Origin of the sequence: Thalassomonas actiniarum, assembly GCF_000948975.2 — a bacterium.
Classification (GTDB): Bacteria; Pseudomonadota; Gammaproteobacteria; order Enterobacterales; family Alteromonadaceae; genus Thalassomonas; species Thalassomonas actiniarum.
Map to the genome: position 1 here is coordinate 362,696 of NZ_CP059736.1, position 21,652 is coordinate 384,347.

The window sequence follows — 21,652 nt, forward strand, 5'->3', positions numbered from 1 at the left end:
TATGAAACTCAATCCTTTGCTGATGACATCAGGCATCCTGGCCATAGGCCTGTCCAGCCTGTTCTATTTTAAGCATCATATGGCCAACGCCGCCGACAACCAGGCAATGCCTGAGCCGGTGATGAGTATTAAAGCCACTTACCCCCAAGTGCAGCGTTACCAGCAAACCACAGGGTTGATAGGCCAGGCCCATGCGGTAGAACAAGCCAGCATCAAGAATGAGTTGGCGGGGAAAATTACCCGGCTTAATTTCCGCTCGGGTGATTTAGTCAGCCGGGGTCAGCTACTGGTGGAGCTCAGCCATAGCGAAGAAGATGCCTTGTTAAAAGCCGCTAAAGCCGATGCGGCATTAAATCGTCAAACCTTAGACCGCTATCTGGTGTTGCAGCAAAGTGGCCGCATCAGTGACGACAAAGTCGATCAGGCAAAATCACTGCTGGCTAAAGCAGAAGCTGAAATGGAGCGTATCGCGGCCATCATAGATAAGAAAATTATCACCGCCCCTTTTTCCGGTTATGCCGGTATCCATGATCTGGTGATTGGCCAGTATCTTGACAGCAACAGCCAGATCACCGAGCTGATCGGCAATAACGATTTTATCTGGATTGATTTTAATGTGCCGCAAACCTACCCGGTGCTGGCCTTAGGTGAAGCTGTGGATATTGCCGTTAAAGGCAGGCACACACAAGCAGCGCAAGCGAGCATAGTTTCAATATCGCCGGCCTTAAATACCCGTTCACGTCAGCTTAAATACCGGGCGAAAATAGCCAAATCGGCCCTGACGTTAACCCCCAATCAACTGGTAAAAGTCAACTTTCCGGTAGGGCCTGCGCAAGATCTCACCCTGATCCCGCAGCTGGCGGTAAAAAGAGATCAACTTGGCGATTATGTGTTCGTATTGAAAAAAGAAGGTGAGGCCTATCGGGCCCACCAGGTGAAAATAGATTTGGGTATACGTTTTGCCGATCAAGTCAGCGTTAACTCAGGTATTGAGCCGGGTGTGTTAATTGCTTCAGAGGGGGCTTTTAAATTATGGCCCGGGGTGCAAACCCGGTTCAACTCACCCGCACAAAACCACGGAGAGTCGCTATGAATGACAAATTTCAATTTCAAAAACAAGTGATGGATATCTTCGTGCAAAAGCCGGTGATTGCCATAGTGTTATCCATCTTTATTTGTCTGGCTGGTTTGCTTGCGGTGAATAAGATATCGGTATTGCAGTTTCCGCAAATAGAAAGTGCTTCACTGGAAATCAATACTAATTTCACCGGGGCATCCGCCGAAGTGGTAAAAGGTTTTGTGACCGATACCATAGAAAAAGCAGCGGCTTCGGTGCCCGGCGTTGAATTTGTCGATTCCAGCACCACATCCGGCAACAGCACGGTAACGGCCTGGCTGGCGCTTAACGAAAACAGCACAGATGCCCTGGCCGAGCTTAATACCCGGCTAAGCCAGATAAGCTTTGAATTACCTTCGGGTGCGGAAGACCCCGTCGTTTCGGTAAAACGTACCGACCGGCCCTATGCGGTATTTTACCTGAATGTGGAAGCCCCCGGGGTGCCGCTGGAGAAACTCACCGATTATTTAAACCGCCAGGTCAATCCCATCATAGCGAATATTGATGGCGTGCAAAAAGCCGATATCGAAGGCAGCCGTATTCCGGCGATGCGGGTTTGGCTTGATCTTGATAAGATGAATATTTTTGGCTTAAGCGCCGAGCAGGTTTACCAGGCGCTCAGTGCCAATAACCGCATTTCCACTTTAGGTTATAGCGAAAACAGCCAGCAAAAAATTGATATTGTCGCCAATACCCAAATGTCTTCGGTTGAAGAATTTAAGCGTTTGATCATTAAAAACGATAGCCAGGGCATTGTCTACCTCAGCGATATTGCCGATATTGCCTATGCCTCAGAGCAGGCGAACTCAACCGCCCGTTTTAATCAGGACGATACCGTTTATATTTCGGTATGGGGCCTGCCCGGCGCCAATGAAATTGCCATAGGAGATAAACTTTACCGGGTGATAGATGACATTAATGCCGCCAGCCAGGGAAAATTTAATATCAATGTCGCTTACGACGGTACCTTATATATGCGTGACGCCCTCAAAGAAATTGTCACGACTTTGCTTGAAACCGTGATCCTGGTGGGTTTAGTGGTGCTGTTATTAATGGGTTCATTTCGAAGCGCATTAGTGCCGCTGATCACGATCCCTATTTCTATTTTAGGGGCCATCGCCGTGATCTCCCTGTTGGGCTTTTCCCTTAACTTGCTGACCGTACTGGCCATTGTTTTATCCGTGGGCCTGGTGGTGGACGATGCCATAGTGGTGGTTGAAAATGTTGCCCGCCATATGCGCAGCGGCATGCCAAGCATGCAGGCGGCGTTGATCAGTTCGCGCCAGTTGCTGGTGCCGGTCATTTCCATGACCCTGACTTTGGCCATGGTTTATGCGCCGATTGGCTTTCTGTCCGGGTTAACCGGGGTGTTATTCAAGGAGTTTGCCTTTACCCTGGCCATAGCCGTGCTTATTTCCGGCGTGGTTGCCGTGACTTTATCGCCGATCATGAGTGCTTATGTTTCCAGCGAAGGCGGTCAGGAAGGCGCTTTTACAAAAAAAGTAAATGGCCTTTTTGATAACATACAATCCGGATATGCTAACGTGCTCAGACGCACCATGGAAAACCAGGCTTCTATGCTGCTGATCGCCCTGGTGGTGACGGCGTTGATTGTGCCTTTTTATATGCAGTCGGCTAAAGAGCTGGCGCCGGTAGAAGATCAAAGCAGTATCACCCTGGTGGTGCAATCTCCGCCGGATACTTCGCTGGCCTACAACGAAAACCATATGCCCGAGATCGTCGATAACCTGATGTCTCTTAATGGCGCACAGCAAATGTGGCAAATCTTACTGGCAAACGGCGGCTTCGGCGGCCTGGAACTGGAAAGCGCGCAGCAGCGGAGTTTAAGTACCGCCGAGGTATTGCCGGAAGTTTATGGCCGACTTTCTGGGTCGACCGCCCTGGATGTCCTGCCGATATTGCCTTCGCCCCTGCCTACCGCCGGTCAATACGATATCGAGCTGGTGGTGAAGTCTTCGGCTCCCTTTAGCGAGATGAAACCCTATGCCGATCAATTGATCGCAGCGGCCTACCAGTCGGGCCTGTTTCTTTATGCTGATACCGATTTAAAAATCGACTTACCGCAAATCGATTTACAGCTCGACCGGGAAAAAATCGCCGATTTAGGCCTGGATATCAGCGTGGTGAGCGAGCAGTTGTCGACTTACCTATCCAGCAATTATGTCAACCGCTTTGACGACAACGGCAAAGCCTACCGGGTGATCCCTATGATCAACGGCGATATCAGCCGCTCGCCGGAAAAAATACTGGATTTGACCATCAAGGCGCCTTCGGGGGAACTCATTGCTATTGCCGACTTTACCCAGATCCGCTGGAAAACGGTACCGAGAAAACTGGGCTCCTTTAACCGCCTTAATGCGTTTCGCATCTATGGCGGGGTATTGCCCGGGGTCACCAAAGAGCAGGCTTTATCCCGGTTGGAGCAAAGTGCCCAGCAGATCTTGCCGGTAAACTACAACCTGGACTATGCCGGTGAGTCCCGGCAAATACGCAAAGAAGGCAGCAGTTTACTGGTGGTTATGGCTATTTCCCTGGTGATTGTCTTCCTTATCCTGGCGGTGCAATTTAACAGTTTCAGGGATCCGCTGGTGATCTTGCTCGGTTGTGTGCCGCTGGCCCTTGCCGGGGCATTATTACTGCCGTTTTTATCCCTGACCACTATCAATATCTATTCTCAGATTGGCTTAGTGACTTTGATCGGCTTAATCGCTAAAAACGGCATCTTAATCGTTGAGTTTGCCAACCATTTACAGGAAAGCGGTCAGGAGAAGCTGGCTGCAGTGATAGAGGCGGCAACCACGCGGTTAAGACCGATATTAATGACCACGGCGGCTACCGTACTCGGTCACTTCCCGCTGGTACTGGTAACAGGTGCAGGCGCCGAGGCCCGCAACAGTATCGGTATTATCTTAGTGGCCGGTATGATTATCGGTACCTTGTTTACCTTATTTGTGCTGCCGGTATTTTATGTCTGGCTTGCCACTAACCGCTCTGTCGGCTCGACCGTAGTGCCGCATCCGCTGGCAATGACAAATGAGGTGGAGGCACAGGCATCAGCCTGATTGCACTAATACACCGGGCAGCCAGTCTGCCCGGTTATTGATCATGAAATAATGCCGGTTTTTCTTCTGTAGCTGTGGTGAGATTTTTCTGTCTCAGCCCGGACATATGTCTTGATAAAGGCCTGTTTGCTTGACCTAAGCGTTAAAGCAGTATTGAGCTTTGTTTGGACGGTGCCTGTTTTACCCTATGCAGGGAGTAATAGCTATATCGCTTCCCATGTAAGTCATTGCAGGCTTACATGGGAAGCGAAGCGGAATCAGACGAATTGTTACCAATTCAATAGTTTTACTTCAGTAGTTACGCTTTGTCCTGTGGATTTCAGCCACTGCTTAAATACTGTTAACTGTGTCGGACTCCCCGGTTATTTCAAGGGTTTATCTATTAATTCGATATCGACAATACTCGCTGACAACCATTATATAGTTCGATACTTCTAGAAATATGTTGACGCAAACAATTTTTGCCTTACAATTCGACAAATCTAGAAATAAGGAATCAAAGGTTTTATTATGACGATCACACAACAAATGGTATTTGATACCTTAAACATGTTTGCCTTTTTGGCGGTTGAACTCACCCTGCTCTTTTTACTCATCAGCTATCTGGTCGGTGTACTCCAGGTGTATATTCCGCCAAGTAAAATTCAAAGCATATTAAGCAGCAAAAAAGGCAAAGGTTATGTTATTGCCGGCTTCCTGGGCGCTATCACGCCATTTTGTTCATGCTCAACCATTCCTTTTTTAAAAGGGCTGCTTAGGGCAAAAGCAGGTTTTGGTACTATGATGGTGTTTTTATTTGCCAGCCCGTTACTCAATCCCATTATCATCGGTTTATTTGCCGTTACTTTCGGGCTTAAGGTGACCTTGTTTTATTTCGCTATTGCTATGGGGGTGTCAATTATCGCCGGTGTCGCACTGGAAAAATTAGGCTTTGAAAAATATATCAGAGCCGAAGCCTATATTACTCCTGAAAGTTCAGGGTGTTCTTCAGGATGCTCCGGCGCTAAACCCGTTAATAAATGGCGAAAGATCTGGAATAGCACCTGGTCTGATTTTAAGAAGGTTTTGCCTTACTTAGCTGGCGGTATTGCTTTAGGTTCAATGATTTACGGCTTTATGCCAACAGAATTTGTCGCTAGCATTGCAAACGAAAATAATCCTTTTGCAGTGCCTGTGGCCGCTGTTATCGGCATTCCCTTGTATATCAGAGCTGAAGCCGTTATCCCGTTAAGTGCGGCACTGGCTGCAAAAGGCATGGGGCTTGGCGCCGTGATGGCGTTGATCATAGGCAGTGCTGGCGCGAGTTTAACGGAAGTTGTATTATTGAAATCTATCTTTAAAAACAAGATGATAATTGCTTTCTTAACGGTAATACTGTCTATGGCTGTCGCTGCCGGTTATTTGTATAGCTACCTTTTCTAATCGTTATTGAAGTAAGAAGTTTCTGATTGTAACATCAAAAACTTCTTACTTTTATTTCATCAAATTTAAAAGCAATAAAATGGCTAAAACAGCGCCAGCATTTGCCTTGAGCTTTGTATCAGGGAGCAGGACCGGCTATTGCTCAAGAGTTGAATATTGTTTTACAAGACTTTGAGTTAACCTTCCTTTCAGGTTAATGGGCCATCAATTCACCTTGATAAAATAAGCAGCTATTTGTTTACTTTTTTTGATTTCTAATTTTTAAGCCGTCCCTTAGGTTTAGTGACATCAAGGTAATGTTGGTAAACCCTGCAATCAACTCGATGCTTTGCACGATATAAAAAGCCGTATCAAAGCTTTCATTCAAAGCTAAAAATTTCAAATAAACGGCTGATGGAATGAGTACCACTAAACCGTTCAGCGCTATAAAAGGCATTCTCTTTTTCTTTGCTCCTAAAATGGCGCCATTTGCTTTAGGAGCAAGTTTATTGCCTGTAATGCCGGCAACTGCCATGGTTGGAATGAGCAACCATATAGCGTAGAAAATATACGATTTTGCTGTAACAATATATTGTTGATTTCCAGATAATTCTGAAATCAAGGTACTGAAAAAAAACACTGTGATCATAAGTAGTGCACAAGTGGCTGCTACCGCATGAATTTTAACTAACTTCTGTCTCATCATTTATCCCCTGTTACCAAAGTGAGCGGTATTGCATGTGACAAGCGCGGCAGCTTAAAGTGGCTGAATCGAAAGCCTTGATAACTTGTCTGTGATTTTTCGACTGGCTGGTTGTTGCTATACGTTTGAAGCTTATCGACCACAGGGTTAATTTATGTTCAAAATTTTCCCAGTCATGCCAAATTTTCTCTTTGCTGCGCCATTCCCCTTTACTGCTTTGTGGAAAAAGTTTTTTCAGCAAAATAACATCCTGCTCAAGTTTTAACGCCATAGTTGACACTTGCTGCCAATCCTGCTGATCAATGATGTCTTCGAGCCGTTCAGTGTTACCTTCAATTTGTTGAAAAAGTTGCTGACGCTGCTCTGTTTCCGGCTGTTCAGCATGGCAATAACCAGGTAGCGCTATTGCCGTCAGTACAAATAAAAGCCACTTATTCATTTAATAGTCCTCAAAATCTATTCAATTCGAGTGACATAGTATGTTGCATTTGCTACATTTGCAAATGCAACATTATCAATTATGAGTAGGTTATGTTAAAAATATGGGACCTAGCCACCAGAATTTATCATTGGCTGCAGGCCATTTTGTTTATTGAGTTAGCTTGTACCGGTTATGGTCTGGCCGGTAATGAAAAGGCACACTTCCTGTTTGGACTTGCATTATTTGTCTTGATCATCTGGCGTATTGGCTGGGGGCTGATGGGGAGTGATACATCCCGGTTTGCTAATTTTGTGCCCTCCATTAAGCAGTTGTTTCTTTATGTATCTCGTAGAAGCAAAGGCTATTTAGGACATAATCCCCTGGGCGGATTAATGGTACTTTTAATGGTTACGCTTTTATTTTTGCAGGCATTTAGTGGCATCTGCATATCAGGTGCAATAGACGGTAAGCACTTGTGGGGACGTCAAGCGGTGAAAATATTTGAACAGTTCCATGCTATTAATGCTATGGCGTTGATTAGCTGCAGTGCCGTACATATTCTTGCGGTATTGGTGTATCAGTTATGTGGTAAACCGTTAATCAAAACGATGATCACGGGCAAGAGAGAAAACTCAGGAGATTTTAAGCAGCCTGTGTTGATAAATAATTATAAAGCAATGATTTTATTGGGGGTAAGTCTTACTATCCTGCTGATAATAATCTTGATAAGCGCATAAGGAGTATTTTTTGATTGATAACCAACAAGGGCCTAAATTGCCAAGACATATGAGTTTTGGTTGGCTGATAGCCGTGTTGGGTAATGATATGGCTAACAACTTAGACGGTCACTTGAGAAAAATCGGGCTCAATATAAGTCTCTGGCCGACGTTATTTGCTCTTTGGGAAGAAGATGGACTTACCCAGACAGAGCTGACAAATCGTTGTAACACTGCACATTACACCACAACCAGGCTGCTCGACACGCTTGAGAAGATGGAACTTGTAGAACGACAACCTCATCCAACGAGTAGACGGGCGCACTTGGTTTATTTAACAAAAAAAGGGCGTGAACTGGAGGTTGAGGCAACCTCGTTAGCAAGGCTATGTAATGATGAGGTTTTATCAGGTCTGTCTGCCGATGAAAAAGAGCTGGCCCATTCTCTTATGCTAAAAATAATCAAAAAGCGAAATCCAAATATGCACTCCTGAATATTCGCAGCGAGGAGGAATAGTTTAATTTTTGCTTTAATCAGCAATCCATTCCCGGCTGACACAAGATGAAATTGTCATTTCGTTATGGATATTAACGTTATCTATCCAGATTCAGGCCTGACTCCATGTACTGGCTGACAACTGCCTGCTTCAGGCAGTTGTCAGCTTATGTTGATATTTTATATTCAAGGCTGCTTAGAACTGCTCTACTTCCACTTCGATCCAGGCTTGCGCAGTATTTTCAGTGCCCCCTTTAGCGACAGGGGTAATACGGAAACCATTCCAGGGATCAGTAAAGCTTTTGCCTATTTGCAGCGGCGCGTCAGTTTCATCTTCCAGCGCCCAGTTGGCGGTACTTTGCGAGTTGGGCGTCATATCCAGGAGTTTGGAAATATGCACCCACCAGGCACCGGCATCATCTTGTTCCATATAGTCTTGTACGTTAACCAATACGCCATTTCTGAGCAAAGGCGTACGGAATTGCTGTGCCGGCGGCGTATCTTCTTCGCCATGGGCTGTGGTTCTGTACTCAAGCCAATAAGTGAGTTTTCCGTCACCGGATTTTAGCCTGATGCCGATATTACCCGGGTTGTTGGTGCCGCTGGCGCTGCCATGGTCAAAGGCATAAATCCGGTAGGTGCCTGAGCTGGTGACTAGGGGTACCTGGCTGTCGGTGAGCCAGCCTTTGAAGTAGCTTTTGAACATCAGGTTGATCTCTTCAAAGGTATGCCCGCCCATACCCATTAAGTCGAAGACATTGCCGTAGTCACTGACGGTGTCATTGCCGGAATTAATAATACTGTTACCCGCTTCAACGGATCTGGCATGGTGCAGGCCAAAGGAATGCCCCATTTCATGGGCTATGGTGCTGCCTTTATGTGTGTAGACTTCCAGCAGCGGCGGGCTCGCCTGAGAATTGATCGAGGTCGCATCACTGGGGCCTATTTTAGGGGCGGTTACCATAACCAGGGTGGCTTCACCCGGGAAGTCAGGGTCGACACCGGCGGCGATGATTTTTTCTCTATATGCCGGTCGCCATGCGTTTTTGTCGTTATCGTATCTTGATTTTGGATCCGCCATGGTGGTTTTCGACTTGATTTCCCAGGTCACGGTAAAGTTGCCGTATGATTGCTCTTCGAAGTATTTTTTTACCAGCGCCATTTCGGCATTGATTTTTTCTGTGGTGAAATCCAGTGGCGAGCCGGGGAAATCAAACGGGAAGATGATAAGGTTGACATGATCGTAGTCATAACCGCCGTTACCGGTATCCGGTGCGCCAACGGTTTCCCGGCAGCTGGTTTTGTTAAAATCGGCAACAACACTGGCGCCTTTAAACAGCCCGCTGAGGTTGACATAATTCCAGCTGGCTGAAGGGTTGGTGATGATCACACATTCGGTATTGCCGACATGTTTTGAGCGTACGCTATCGTCACCCGGCGAAGGCCAGCTCCCTGCCCTGCCTTCCAGGGAAAGGTTCCCTAAGCCATGTTTAGTGGTAATGGCAATACTGGTGACCGCAGGCGTGACATTATAGGCAGAAATACTAAAGCCCTGTTTAGCACTGGATGCCGGCACACACACAGGCACACCGTCAGTTAACGTACCTGAGGTATCCGGGTCTTGGCTGGCACAGACATCAGGCAAGCTGCCTGTCGGTGGATTGATAATGACACCGTCAAAGGAGACCGTGTAATCTTCAAACTCACCGGAGGCAACATTGCTACATGGCGCGCTAAGGGCCTGATTGTATTGCATGCCGATACGCATGCGGGTTGAACCTGAAGCGGTTTCCGGTACGGTAATGGTGCCGTTGACCGCCCCGTTGCCGCTTAAGGCGGAGATCACTTGTTCCCCGGCATCCAGAAAATCGCCGTCTTTATTAAAGTCAATCCATACCGCCCAGTGCTCCGTGTAGGCGTTACCGCTAAAGCCCGGGGTTAAGGTAATGGTGTTGGCTCCTTTGGCCAGTTTTGCCACCTGACTGGTGTAATCGGCATAGTCGGATTGCGCTGATGTATTGTTTAAATCGCCCACTCGCACACCGGCGATCCATTCATGGCTGCCGCCGCCGCTGACCGCGCAATAATCTGTGGGATTGGTGCTGCCATCATTAATAGTGACTGAGGTGGTTGCTGAAGCTGAAGCGCCGTCATCGTCGGTCACGGTTAAAGTAACCGTATAGCTGCCTGCACTATGGTAAACATGATTGGGGTTTGCCGAGGTGCTGCTATTGCCGTCACCAAAATCCCATAACCAGGAAACAATATTGCCATCACTGTCTGACGAGCCGTTGCTGTTCATGGCAATACCGGCTCCGATATCGCCTGAATAGGGCCCGTCTGTTACTGCAGTCGGTGGCTGGTTGGATGCAGAGCCGCCCAGGGAAACGCTATAATCTTCGACTTCTCCGGAGACTATATTTTCACAAGGGTTAAGCACTGCCTGGTTATATTTCATCAGGACCCGCATACGGGTATTGCCCGATACATTTGCAGGCACTTCAATGGTACCGTTAACCGCGCTGTTACCGCTGCCGGTCATCACGTTTTCACCGCTGTCGGTAAAGTCACCGTCCTGGTTGAAATCAATATAGACGGCAAAGTGCTCGGTATAGGCATTATTGACAAAACCCGGGGTTAAGGTAATGGCGTTGGCGCCGGGCACTAAGTTTGCGGTGAGTGCGGTAAAGTCGGTGTAAGGCGACACGCCGGTCGAAGTATTGTCGAGGTTCGCTACTTCTACCCTGGCGATATATTCGTAATCGCCGCCACCGGTACTGGTACAATAAGTGGCCGCGGCAGCTAAGTCAGCATTTACCGCCAGGCTTGTCTTTGCACTTTTGACGGGGGCCGGAAGCCCGCCTGTTATCGTGGCGTGGGATGTGGCGCCTATCGAAGACAGCGCTGTCAGCAATAGCAAGCGCCTGGTATTGATATTTTTCATTTCTATCATCATCCTTATGTTTTAGTTTTTATTCATTATTTTTTTCAGTTATTCAGCTCACCTTAACGTTATTAAATTCACTAAGTGTCAACGGCTGGATTGCGTTGTAGCAAAAATAACTACTCACAAGTTAGCAAATAATTCGGAATATTGTATATTTTATACTCAAAATAAAATTGAAAAATATACAGCAGGAAAGCTGGAAATTGATTAATTCTATGAATATTAATGATTTTATAATAAAAAATTCACATATAATTAAATGCGTATTTATATGCGATATAGAGATAAAACATTTGTTCACCTGCTGGCTCAAAAGGCCCGATGAACAAGGTGTCAGGTTTTGCCTTTAGTGATAACGGTTGGGAAAATGCCAAGGTGACAATATAAACGCAAGTGATGTTAATAAAGCATTTCGGTAAAGCTAAAACTGACTTTATAGCCTGCCCGCTAGCGCTTTATTTTTTCGGTAAAAAAAAAGCTGCACTTGAGTTGTGCAGCTTTGTATTACACCTACCTGCCTAGAACATGCACAGTTTCTTTGATGGGATCGGGAACTTAACTTTAATCCCCAATATTTTGAAAGACTTATTCATGCTTGGCGTTGAGAAGCAGCCATTTAAGTCTAAGTTGCCGTTGATCGTGTCCAAACTGTCGGTTTTACAGGTTTGCTTGCTTTTACCGGCAAATTTAACTTTTGCGCAATACTTCACTTTTAGCTCGGTTTCGTGTCTGGCAGCGGCTTTGCTGCCGTTGACTTCGCCGCGGTATTGACCGTCACCGTAAATTTTAAAAGTCTGCCACTTGATAAAGTTACCGCCGCCAATAGGCAAGTCACCGGTGCTTAAGCCATTTTTAGCTATATATGCACTGAATTTTTGTGAAAATTTGTTTGCTGATGAATAGCTTAAATCCCCCATGACGAACCTTTTTGCCTTGTTGCCGTACTTCATCGCGGCATTTTTCACGCTGACACCGGCTTCGGTGAGTTCTACCCTGGCTTCTTCTACCGTACCGTCGGTTAAGTTGAGGGTTTGGTTTGTTGCCGAAGACAGGGTATCTACAGCCGTAGCGCTGGTATTGCCGAGCACTTCAATGGCGTCCTCACCGACATTGACGATACCGGAAATCGGGATCCATGAAGTATCAGTGGCTTGACACAAATCAAAAGAGACATTGCCCAGACTGTAACCGGCAACATTTACCGTACTGCCGGTGTCGATGGTGGTTTTACAAGTGCTGGCATTCGCTTCGAGCTTAAAGCCGATATCTGAGCCCTTGTAGCCAAAACGGCCATCCATGGTTAAACCGTCTTTAATGCCGGGGGTATTATAGTTGATGCTTTGCGAGCCCTTTAAAATATAATCGTTGTGAGAAAGATCTGCTTTAAAGAAGCTGTCGTAGCTGGCAAGGCCGCTATCGTTGCCGTCCATATGGCCATAAACCATCACTTGTGGGGTTTGCATGCCTGCCAGGAGTTTTTTAATCCAGTTGCCGGCGATGCCGCCTTCGAGTGAGTCTACGCTGCTTGCCCAAAAAGAAAACGATTTGCTGGCAGTATTAAAATTCATCGAACCTTTGCCCAGGTTCATGGAAAAACCAATGCCGGAGATACTGCCCAGATCTAATTTTAACGTGCCGTTGCCGGCCAGCTGGGTATCTGATGCCAGTTCGGTCAGTTTTTGGGAGACCTTATCGCTAAGGCCCTGTCCGCCCCCCAGACCATCATCATTTTGGTCAAAATCAACGTTGAACATACCGTCGACCGAAATGGGGTACGGGGTAAACTTGATCTTGCCGCCAACCACTAAGTGGCCGTCCTGGTTGAATTTTTCGCTATCGAAACTGTCGCTGACCTGCCAGTTGTTACCGTTGAACTGGGCCCCTTGCCAGCTGGCGCCATCCCATAAGGGATAGTCGGCGGCAAAGCCCAAACGGCCGTGGTAGGAAAGCCCCTGTGAAGTTAATTGTACCGGACTGGACTTTAGTGCCCCTTTGGTAAACAAGTCCGTTTCAAAATAATAGAGGGGATCTTTCCAGTCCAATACAAACTTAAAGCTGGCTGAATTGCTGCCGGCAGAAGCCTCGATTGAATCGGTTAGCGCCATTTTGCCGCCGTCGGTATAGGACAAGTCGAAAAAGACCATCAGGCGGTTATCGGCCAATCCCACTTTAATATTGGCGTAGTCGTTTAATATTGCCCCCTTGGCCACGGCAAAAGCAAAACGGCTGCCGCTCATGTTGTCGGTGAGTAAGTTGCTGCCGCCAAAGCCCAGGTTGGGGATTTCTCGCAATTCACCGAAGAACTCGCCATTGTCGGAGATAATCACCTGATAGCTGTCGACGGTAAAATCCAGGATCCCTTCAAGATCACCGGCGACCGGCGCAAACTGCACCGATCCCTCACACTGATAATAGGCATTATTGGTGTTGTATTGATCTGAGATATCCAGCCAGCCATTGAAGCAGGTGACATCGGCCTGAAAACTGTCGAGCTGATAGCGGATTGTATCGCCACTTCGCGCTAACGAATGAGATGTTGCCGCCGCCAGGGTCTGTGACATGGCATTGTGTAAATCGCTTGAGCTTAGCTGATAGCCAGGCGCTGCAGCGGCGGAAAACGTGCCGGCTGTCAAAGACAGGGCGAGAGCAGATGTTAATGGATTTTTACGGGTAAAGTTAAACATAAATATTTCCTTTATTGAATGTTTGCTAAATGTTTACCAGGTAAAACAAAGGAATGTTGCCCATTCCTTGACAATGAGTAACCAAAAATAAAAGAAAGTTGTTTTGTGGTGGAGATAATATGAGCGGGGGGAAGATAAAGTGCCGTAAACCGGGTTACGGCACTTGTTGCTTGATATGATCAGGCACAACAACTCGCTTTGCTGCGCTCGCATGATGCGCTGTTGTCAATGCCGCGCATCTTTTTCCCCAGCTGGGTTTCTTCTGCCAGATAAAGGTCAGAAAAACGTTCAACAAAATCGGCGGGAACAGATTTTTCCGCCAAACCGGTTGCCAGTACGGCTGCCTGCCATGCTTTTACTTTCGGGTAGCCTGCCAGGAAATCATAGCCCGACTTTTGCTCGATAATGGCGGCGCGGTGCAGTAAAGGTAACCAGGCAATATCGACATTGCTTAGTTGTTCACCTTTAAAGTAAGGTCCCTTAGTCAATACCTTTTCCGCTTTTTCAAATGCCTTGCCCAGTTTGGCTGTGCGCTCAAGCAGGGTATCTTCATCGCCGCTGCGCATTGAAGTACATTGCACCAGATAATGTTTGGAGGCTTGATAGCTCCATGCCCTGTCTTTGGCGCGTTGTTCCGGGGTGATATCCTGCTCCAGTGGCGTTGTGATCTCTTCGATATATTCGACTATGGCATCGGATTCAAATAAGGCTTCCCCCGATTCGGTGACCAGCACAGGCACCTGGCCGGTAGGCGAAAGATCCAGAAACCACCGGGGTTTGTCTTTCAGGCTGATAAAGTCAATTTCATAAGGGACTTTTTTGGCTGCCAATAACGCGGTTACCCGTTGAACAAACGGGCAGATGGTAAAGCTGATAATTTTGATCATTTCAGAGACTCCTCAATTTTTAGGTTCCTAGCTAAGACGAGGCAGACTGCTAAAAGACGAAATTTTTTTTAATTTGTGTGTTTAGTGCCTGTTTTTCCACCGGAGAAAAATCGGTTTTTTGATAAGCATGTGATGCGTTTTTTATTTCCCTGACTTGCTGTATTTGCTTTAAAACCATGTCAGGCGAGAGATGACAGCCAGTAAAGAATAGTTAAAATTTTCTTTATTTACAGCAGCTTCTCTTATTTCAACTAAGCTTGGTTTGTCAAACAATAAAAAAGGAGCTTTTGATGAAAAAGAAGACAAGGATGGAAAAAAGATCGTCCCGCCAAATATTATCTGTACTCATTTGCCGAACACTTTCAGTAAGCAAGCGCTTATTTAGCCTCATACTTTCGGTGTGTTTTTTCTGTAGCGGCTTAGCTTATGCGCAAGCAAACATGATAAACACGACCGCTGTCACAGGTTTTGCCGACCTGCATGTGCATCAAATGGCAGAGCTGGCTTATGCCGGTGCCTGGTTCCACGGCTCTCACCAGGGAGAAGAAGCCCATGCACTTGCTGCATGCAGCGGCGGCAATTTTTTTGGCGGTGACCATGCCAGAACGGTATTAACCGGCATAGTCAATGAAACCCTGGGCAGAGTACCGGGCACTGAGGGCGATACCGGTTTGCATAAATATAAAAAGCAGGGCTTTCCTGGGTATAGCGGCTGGCCGCGCTGGGACAGCATAGCCCACCAGCAGGTATGGGAGGGGCATTTAAAGCAGGCCCATGATGCCGGGTTAAGCCTGTATGTGATGTCGGCGGTAGACTATAAGCAGTTATGTGACATTATGCCCAATCGCAATAAAAAAGCGGGCTTGTCCTGTGATGAAATGCTGAGTGTCGATAAGCAGCTTGATGCCTTAGTTAATTTTACCGCCACCCGGGATTGGGTTGAAATTGCCACTACTCCTGAGCAGGCCCGTACTATCATTCACCAGGGCAAGCTGGCGGCGGTGATGGCGATAGAAGCTTCCCATCTGTTTGCGGATCAGGACTGGCAATCTAGCCTGGATCACTTCTATAACAAAGGCGTCAGGGTGCTCCAGCCGGTACATCAAAGCGATAACCGTTTCGGCGGCGCGGCTCCCCATCATTTTATTTTTAAACTGTTTCAATTTTTAGAAGATATAGGCAATACCCCTATCGGTGAATTGGGTTTTATCCTGGATGAACAGGGGAAAAATATCAAAGGCCTCACCGAGGAAGGTAAGGCAATGGTAGCGGCCATGATGGAGAAAAATATGCTCATCGACCTGGCCCATATGTCGGAGCGTTCGGTGGCCGACACTTATGTTATGGCCAGGGAAAACCAATATTACCCTTTGATGATTTCCCATGGCCACCTGCGCTCTATTATGCTCGATGAAAAACAAAAAGAAGAAAAAACCACCCCGGATAATATCGTTGCCATGATACGGGAAACCGGCGGTATTTTTGGCTTAAGAACCGGCGCCGAGCAAGTGAAAAGTTATGGCCCCTCGGTTGTTGCCAATGATTGCGACGGCTCGGTTAAATCGTTTGCCCAGGCCTATGAATACGCCAGCCGCGGCTTAAAGGTAGACCTGGCTTTTGCCAGTGATATGAATGGTTTTATCCAGCAGCTCAGGCCCAGGTTCGGCGATAACAAAGAGGCCTGCGGCGCGTCGGGGAAAAATGCCATTGTTAAGGAGCAAATTGCCAAACAGCAAAACCCTTCCGGTACTGCCCTGGACTATGACGGTTTTGCCCATATCGGTGCCGAGGGCGATATTATCAGCGAGTTAAAAAATTTAGGGGTCGATACCACAGCCATTGAAAATTCGACGGAAAACTTCATCCGCATGTGGCAGCGTGGTTACGATAGCAACAGAGCCGGGCCTTTGGATATTTCCGATATGGACACCGGCGGCATAGAGTAAGCATCTTGGGCCAGCTTATGGTTGAAGCCTGAATAGATGTGTTCAGGCTTCAGGCTAACTTTAGCGTAAAGAGGTTCAGCTTTGTATTAGTAGGCGCTAATCCACCGTTGATTATCTTCCCCCTGATAAGACCACAAGCCGACATTGCTGCTGTTGCCGCTGCCAAAAGCATGTACGGTAACATGATGGGCAGCACGGGGACGTAAACTATTATCGATAAGATCCCAGCGCATGTTATCAAGGTCCTGGCAATGCCAGAGCACCAGCTTACCGTTGTTGCGGAACTGGCCGCCGTTATCCAGGCATTTATTCCAGTTCAGGCGGCTGCGCATAAAGCCGGTGGATGGCTGATAAAACCACTGTTGCGCCCGGGTATGGTTACACTGGTACAATTGCACATTAGTACCGTTAAAAGTACGTCCTCCAGCGACATCCAGGCACTTGCCGCTGTTTTTATTGACCAGTGAAAAGTAGCCGTCTTTGCTGCCTTTATCGTCAGGATAACCGCCATGGGTCATGTCTGTGGTCAGATATACCGGGCTTTTTCCCCGGGCCAGCATTTGATTAATGGCCGATTGCAGCTCAAGTAAATCTTTGTTGGCTAAGCCGGCATTGCCGTCGATGATCAGCGCAAAATGCATCGAGTCGGCATTTTCTCCGCTATCAATATCATCCCAGACGCGCAGCAGGTGGCCGGCACCTGTTTGCTTACGGGGATCCACACTGAGCATCACTTCATTGCTGCTATGGTTGGGGCTGGTGGAAAGCGGCAGGTTCTGATGTACCCCTTTGTCGGTAACGATCACCAGGTCATCAGCCGGCATTAACCGCGGCAGATAAACCTCCGTGGGGGCGTCTGAGTTTCGCCCCCGCCAGGCGGCAAAGGCAAAGCGGGTATTGCGGAAAAATTCCTTGTTGATAAAGCTTTCCGTCAGCGAGGCCCGTATGCTGTGGTAATTCATGGTCTCTGAGCCTTCGTCCCTGACTTTGCCCTCATAGGCAAAGTGCATCAACTCTCCCTGTATCGCACGCGGGTAAGCACGCTCTACCAGCTCCCGGCGCACATTATAATCGGCGCCGTAATGGCCGATCACCGAGAAGTTTTCGTTGTTCCAGGCATCGTCCTGGGTTTTGATTTTATCGGGATTGCCGTTTTGTAACTCATAATGGTTGTCATAATAATAATCCCAGCCCCATTGGGTGCCGCTGACCAGCGGGGTATAAAAATCCACAAAACGGTCTTTACCATGAACTCTATCTGAAGATTCCATTGCCTGATAGGTGCCGTTAACCACACGCTCGGTATCGGTGTGGCCATAACCTTCCAGCCACATGCCAAATTCGGATAAAAACGGCGCTAAATTTAAGTACCGGGCTTCATCCCGGATCTGATCTAAATTGGCAAAATAACTGCCGTTGCGGGCAATGGACAGATCTTCTACTCCCATACGCGCCTGATCATAAAAATGCGGGGTAAAAACAAAACCGTCACCGGGCTGATAATCAAGATAATGGCCGCCGGTTGCCGGGGCGGTAATGCCGGCGATGGAACTCCAGAACACCATAGGTTCGGCGAACACTTCCTTTTGCTGCCACCCCTGCTGATTTAATTCTGCCCGGACCCGTTGATAAAAAGGCCATAGGATTTGATTATCAAAGTCTTTATAACTCATTTGCCCGATACCGCCGTCAAAAGGCTCATTAAGCGGCTCAATGCCTATGATTTTCGCAAATTCCTTTGGGGTTAGTTTAGATTTGATGTAACGGGCCACCTGCCCTATCTGCCAGATAAATGCCGTTTGTACATAGGTCAGACTTTCCCCGAGGTTAACGCCTGTAGTTGCCTCCCTTAAGACCAGGCGCTGGCCGGTGTTGTCGCTGCTGCACTCATGAAGTTTTAAATTGCCGTTTTGCTCCTGAACACATTTATTGAAATCCAGGGCACTGTGCAAGCGCCCGCGCTGATCGAGAATAAACTGTTGAGCCTTAGTGCCATTACAGCGGTAAATCTGAATATCGGTATTGTCGCTCGTTCTGGCGCCGGCAACATCCAGGCATTTGTCTTGATCTTGTGCCAAATGCAGGCTGCCGTCTTGCTGATAGTGCCATTGCTGGCGGGGCTGGCCACTGCAGCTTGCGGTTAATACCGTGGTGGAATTGGCTGTACTCCCGCCCTTGATATCGGCGCAGCTATTGTTTGCGGGCAGATATAATTCGGCGCTGGCCAGGTTTTGATCCATCACCCAATGATCATACCAAAAAGAACGCATGGCATTTCGTACCGCGCTGTCCGAGAGTTTATGCGCCGACCAGGTCACCTTGCAGGGCAAACCGCAATCGTCTTTGCCGTTAATATCCGATACCGCCCATTTAGGCGCGCCATTGCCGGTGTCATCGGAATCCGGGGTGAAGGTATGGCGGCTATACAGATCTGAGTGATAATCCACTAATACATACATATCATTGCGCATTGCCTCTTTCATATAGGCAATGGCCTTATCGAGATACTGATAGTTTATGGTGCCGGCAGCTGTATGTATGCCTTCCCAGGCGACGGTGTAACGCACGATATTGCTGCCGGTTTGCTGTCCCAGCAGCGACAAACTGGTGCGGGCGTCTTCGACATTTTTAAAAGGCTGAAAGCCAAATTGTGCCAGTTTCACTTGTCCGGAAACGTTAAAGCCGCGAAAGCTTCGTTCACGGCCCAAACCGTCTTTGAATACTTTGTCCTGCTGGCCGTTATAATGTTTGATGCCTATGCTGATTTCGTTGGCAGCGGCGCTGTCGGCATAATCAATACTGTGTTGGCCGGCAAAGGCCGGACAAAGCAGCATGATGCCGGCCAAGAATATGCCGCCGGGCACTCTTTGGTTTTTTTCACATTTTCTGTCCATGAATTGTCCTTATTAAAATTTCCTTTTACTTGTCTGCTGAAACTTTTACGGTATATTCCTGCGCTTTTCTATTTATTTATGGTTTTTCAATGGTTAATGTCTTCAACAAGCACTAAATTGGCTGCTTTTTTCCTGTATCTTCAGCGTCTTCTCTCGTTAGGGGGAGCGGCAAAATTGCCGGGTTAGACTTACGGCGTCCTGCTTGTCTGCTGTTAAGAAAGTAAATAACGGACAGGGAATGTGATTCGCTGTTGTTTTATTGGTCGCACTGCTCTGGCTCTTTTCGCCAATAATCAGAAAATAAACCCTGAACAAGAAATGCTTTCATCATCAACAGCATCAATGTTTTCGGCAAAGCTTTTATGGAGATGACTGTTTAGATCCGCAGCAACATAGTGAAAATTAAAAAATAATATAAACTGTCTGTAGAGAGCAGAGGCCCTGAGCAGCAACTGCTGCATGACTCGTTAAACCAGATATCATGAGCAGGCGTAAAATGCAGCTATGTAATTTTATACTGACTTCAGGGGTCTGATGATTTTAATTAATATATTCACTGAAAAGGTCTGTGATGAATTTTTTGACCCGTCTTACCATCAAAAGTAGACTCTCCATAGGTTTTGGTATTATTCTGCTGTTGATGATTATCCTCACCGTTATGGGGATCCAGAAAGTTAACTTTATCGATCAAACCCTGTCTGAGATCACCGATATCAACTCGGTTAAACAAAGGTATGCCATTAATTACCGCGGCAGCGTACATGATCGGGGGATCGCTATCAGGGATGTTGCTATTGCAGGAAGTGCTGGAGAAGTCGCTGCTTTTGAGCAAGAAATTAAAGAACTCGCCGCCTTTTATGCCGAATCGGAAGTTAAACTTGGGCAGATGTTATCTTCCGGTTATGACTTTACCGCGCAGGAAAGACGGATATTGTCGGAAATAGATGATATTCAGGAGCGAACCCTGCCTATACTCGAGCGTATCATACAGGGCAAGAAACAAGATGAAAACGTCAACCAGATGGTGTTAACCCAGGCCCGCCCGGCGATTATTGCCTGGTTAAATGCCATCAATGAGTTTATTGACTATCAGGAAAGTGCAAATCAAAAAGCCACCCCGGAAGCCCGGGACGTTGCCAGCAGTTTTGAGGGGCTGATGTTTACCCTCAGCGGTATTGCGATAGTGATCAGTATTTTTGTCGGTTTGTTGATTGAACGTAGTTTGCGCCAGTCTTTGGGAGGTGAGCCCTTTGAAGCGGAAAATGCCCTGACCGCCATTGCCGGCGGCAACCTCAATGTCGAGATCCAAACCCGCCATCCCGGCAGTATGCTCGGTTCCCTTGATACCATGAAAAGCCAGATCAGCTCAACGGTCTCGAATATCGTCGAGGCTTCAAAACAATTGTCCTTGCAGGTGGGGGAAGTCTCTAATGGCTCGGTAGGGGTACTCGATGCCGCCAGTCAGCAGGCAGCCCTGACTCAAGAAACTGCGAGCCAACTTGACTCCATGCGCACTAATATTGATGAAGTTTCCCAGATAGCCAGCCATACCGAGGAAAATTCCAGCATGACGGTAAGTTATGCCAAGCAGGGGCGGGATGCCATCAGTGAAAGTGCAGAGGAAATGGACCGGGTGTCACAAAGCGTCAGTGGCATGGTTGAGCAAATCCGAAGCCTGGCAGAAGATACCAAACAAATCGGCGGCATTGTCAGCGTCATCAGCGGCATTTCCGAACAAACCAATTTACTGGCACTGAACGCCGCCATAGAAGCTGCCCGGGCAGGAGAAAGCGGCCGGGGCTTTGCCGTAGTTGCAGACGAGGTTCGCCAGCTGGCACAGCGTACCGGTGAGGCCACCGCTGAAATTGAAGCCATGATAAAGCAGATACAGGGAGAAACGGCGGCATCGGTGGCAGCAATAGAGAAAACCCAGCCCCAGGTTGAAAATGGCCGGGCATTGACCTTAAAAGGCAGTGAATTTTTGGAAAACATCGAGCAGCAGGCCATGGACTCCCTGTCCAGGGTTCAGGAAGTCGCCCGGGCTGCCAGTGAACAGGTTTCGGCTATCGGCGATATCAACAAGGCAATGGAAGATATCTCCCAGATGTCGAACTCAACCATTACTTCTTTAGACCACAATAAGATAGCTATGGATGCATTAAATGCCCTTTCGGAAGAGCTTAAAGATAATGTCAGTTATTTTAAACTCTAAATGCAGTGGCCAAATATAGCGGGTTATTCTTCTCGTTACGGTTATATCAGGTCGGGAAACTTTCAGGCACATAGCTGGTAACAAGCGCAGAACACTAAGGACTATTTATTTTGTTCAAAAAGCTCAAGATAAACCACTTTATCTTG

General features: G+C 47.4%; 13 protein-coding genes. 7 read left to right on the forward strand and 6 right to left on the reverse strand.

What is annotated here, in order from left to right:
• The first annotated feature begins 1 nt into the window (after position 1).
• The 3 genes from SG35_RS30025 to SG35_RS30035 all read left to right on the forward strand — a co-directional run bounded on the left by SG35_RS30025 (position 2) and on the right by SG35_RS30035 (position 5,622).
• Positions 2 to 1,093, forward strand: a complete 1,092-nt coding sequence (locus SG35_RS30025; RefSeq protein WP_044835612.1) for an efflux RND transporter periplasmic adaptor subunit — start codon at positions 2 to 4, stop codon at positions 1,091 to 1,093.
• The gene (locus SG35_RS30030; protein ID WP_044835613.1) at positions 1,090 to 4,200 is read left to right on the forward strand and encodes an efflux RND transporter permease subunit; all 3,111 of its coding nucleotides are present in this window, start codon (positions 1,090 to 1,092) and stop codon (positions 4,198 to 4,200) included. Before SG35_RS30025 ends, SG35_RS30030 begins: the two co-directional genes overlap by 4 nt.
• Positions 4,201 to 4,710: 510 nt before the next feature.
• Entirely contained in the window at positions 4,711 to 5,622 is a 912-nt protein-coding gene (locus SG35_RS30035; RefSeq protein ID WP_044835614.1) for a permease, read from the forward strand.
• 238 nt (positions 5,623 to 5,860) lie between these two features.
• On the opposite strand, the gene SG35_RS30040 is transcribed toward SG35_RS30035, so the two are convergent.
• Positions 5,861 to 6,307: a hypothetical protein gene (locus tag SG35_RS30040; RefSeq protein ID WP_236702698.1), complete on the reverse strand. Its 447-nt coding sequence runs from the start codon at positions 6,305 to 6,307 to the stop codon at positions 5,861 to 5,863.
• A gap of 10 nt (positions 6,308 to 6,317) precedes the next feature.
• Positions 6,318 to 6,743 carry a c-type cytochrome gene (locus SG35_RS30045; protein WP_044835616.1) on the reverse strand — a complete coding sequence of 142 codons (426 nt, stop codon included), beginning with the start codon at positions 6,741 to 6,743 and terminating at the stop codon, positions 6,318 to 6,320.
• A gap of 92 nt (positions 6,744 to 6,835) precedes the next feature.
• Here SG35_RS30045 and SG35_RS30050 point away from each other — a divergent pair, with 92 nt between their 5' ends.
• Positions 6,836 to 7,462, forward strand: coding sequence for a cytochrome b/b6 domain-containing protein (locus SG35_RS30050; protein ID WP_044835617.1), 627 nt, complete (start codon positions 6,836 to 6,838; stop codon positions 7,460 to 7,462).
• Between the two features lie 10 nt (positions 7,463 to 7,472).
• Positions 7,473 to 7,934 (forward strand): MarR family winged helix-turn-helix transcriptional regulator, encoded by a 462-nt coding sequence (locus SG35_RS30055; protein WP_053043399.1) that lies wholly within the window; start codon positions 7,473 to 7,475, stop codon positions 7,932 to 7,934.
• 198 nt (positions 7,935 to 8,132) lie between these two features.
• Here the strand turns inward: SG35_RS30055 and SG35_RS30060 are convergent, their stop codons facing one another.
• The 3 genes from SG35_RS30060 to SG35_RS30070 form a co-directional block, all read right to left on the reverse strand.
• Complete coding sequence (locus tag SG35_RS30060; protein ID WP_053043400.1) at positions 8,133 to 10,880, reverse strand: GEVED domain-containing protein; 2,748 nt, start codon at positions 10,878 to 10,880, stop codon at positions 8,133 to 8,135.
• Between the two features lie 521 nt (positions 10,881 to 11,401).
• Positions 11,402 to 13,567, reverse strand: coding sequence for a hypothetical protein (locus tag SG35_RS30065; protein ID WP_044835618.1), 2,166 nt, complete (start codon positions 13,565 to 13,567; stop codon positions 11,402 to 11,404).
• A gap of 179 nt (positions 13,568 to 13,746) precedes the next feature.
• Positions 13,747 to 14,454 (reverse strand): glutathione S-transferase family protein, encoded by a 708-nt coding sequence (locus SG35_RS30070; RefSeq protein WP_044835619.1) that lies wholly within the window; start codon positions 14,452 to 14,454, stop codon positions 13,747 to 13,749.
• A 440-nt stretch (positions 14,455 to 14,894) separates the two neighbouring features.
• Here SG35_RS30070 and SG35_RS30075 point away from each other — a divergent pair, with 440 nt between their 5' ends.
• Entirely contained in the window at positions 14,895 to 16,400 is a 1,506-nt protein-coding gene (locus tag SG35_RS30075) for a membrane dipeptidase (protein WP_160298389.1), read from the forward strand.
• 86 nt (positions 16,401 to 16,486) lie between these two features.
• Here the strand turns inward: SG35_RS30075 and SG35_RS30080 are convergent, their stop codons facing one another.
• Complete coding sequence (locus tag SG35_RS30080; protein WP_053043402.1) at positions 16,487 to 19,294, reverse strand: RICIN domain-containing protein; 2,808 nt, start codon at positions 19,292 to 19,294, stop codon at positions 16,487 to 16,489.
• Positions 19,295 to 19,865: 571 nt separating this feature from the next.
• Here SG35_RS30080 and SG35_RS30085 point away from each other — a divergent pair.
• Positions 19,866 to 21,506: a methyl-accepting chemotaxis protein gene (locus tag SG35_RS30085; protein WP_044835620.1), complete on the forward strand. Its 1,641-nt coding sequence runs from the start codon at positions 19,866 to 19,868 to the stop codon at positions 21,504 to 21,506.
• The last annotated feature ends 146 nt before the right edge of the window (positions 21,507 to 21,652 follow it).

Excerpts from the sequence above, each read along its gene's own strand:
- SG35_RS30025 (WP_044835612.1), top strand. The coding sequence starts at position 2 with ATGAAACTCAATCCTTTGCTGATGACATCAGGCATCCTGGCCATAGGC.
- SG35_RS30030 (WP_044835613.1), top strand. The coding sequence starts at position 1,090 with ATGAATGACAAATTTCAATTTCAAAAACAAGTGATGGATATCTTCGTG.
- SG35_RS30035 (WP_044835614.1), top strand. The coding sequence starts at position 4,711 with ATGACGATCACACAACAAATGGTATTTGATACCTTAAACATGTTTGCC.
- SG35_RS30040 (WP_236702698.1), bottom strand. The coding sequence starts at position 6,307 with ATGATGAGACAGAAGTTAGTTAAAATTCATGCGGTAGCAGCCACTTGT.
- SG35_RS30045 (WP_044835616.1), bottom strand. The coding sequence starts at position 6,743 with ATGAATAAGTGGCTTTTATTTGTACTGACGGCAATAGCGCTACCTGGT.
- SG35_RS30050 (WP_044835617.1), top strand. The coding sequence starts at position 6,836 with ATGTTAAAAATATGGGACCTAGCCACCAGAATTTATCATTGGCTGCAG.
- SG35_RS30060 (WP_053043400.1), bottom strand. The coding sequence starts at position 10,880 with ATGAAAAATATCAATACCAGGCGCTTGCTATTGCTGACAGCGCTGTCT.
- SG35_RS30065 (WP_044835618.1), bottom strand. The coding sequence starts at position 13,567 with ATGTTTAACTTTACCCGTAAAAATCCATTAACATCTGCTCTCGCCCTG.
- SG35_RS30070 (WP_044835619.1), bottom strand. The coding sequence starts at position 14,454 with ATGATCAAAATTATCAGCTTTACCATCTGCCCGTTTGTTCAACGGGTA.
- SG35_RS30075 (WP_160298389.1), top strand. The coding sequence starts at position 14,895 with ATGATAAACACGACCGCTGTCACAGGTTTTGCCGACCTGCATGTGCAT.
- SG35_RS30080 (WP_053043402.1), bottom strand. The coding sequence starts at position 19,294 with ATGGACAGAAAATGTGAAAAAAACCAAAGAGTGCCCGGCGGCATATTC.
- SG35_RS30085 (WP_044835620.1), top strand. The coding sequence starts at position 19,866 with ATGAATTTTTTGACCCGTCTTACCATCAAAAGTAGACTCTCCATAGGT.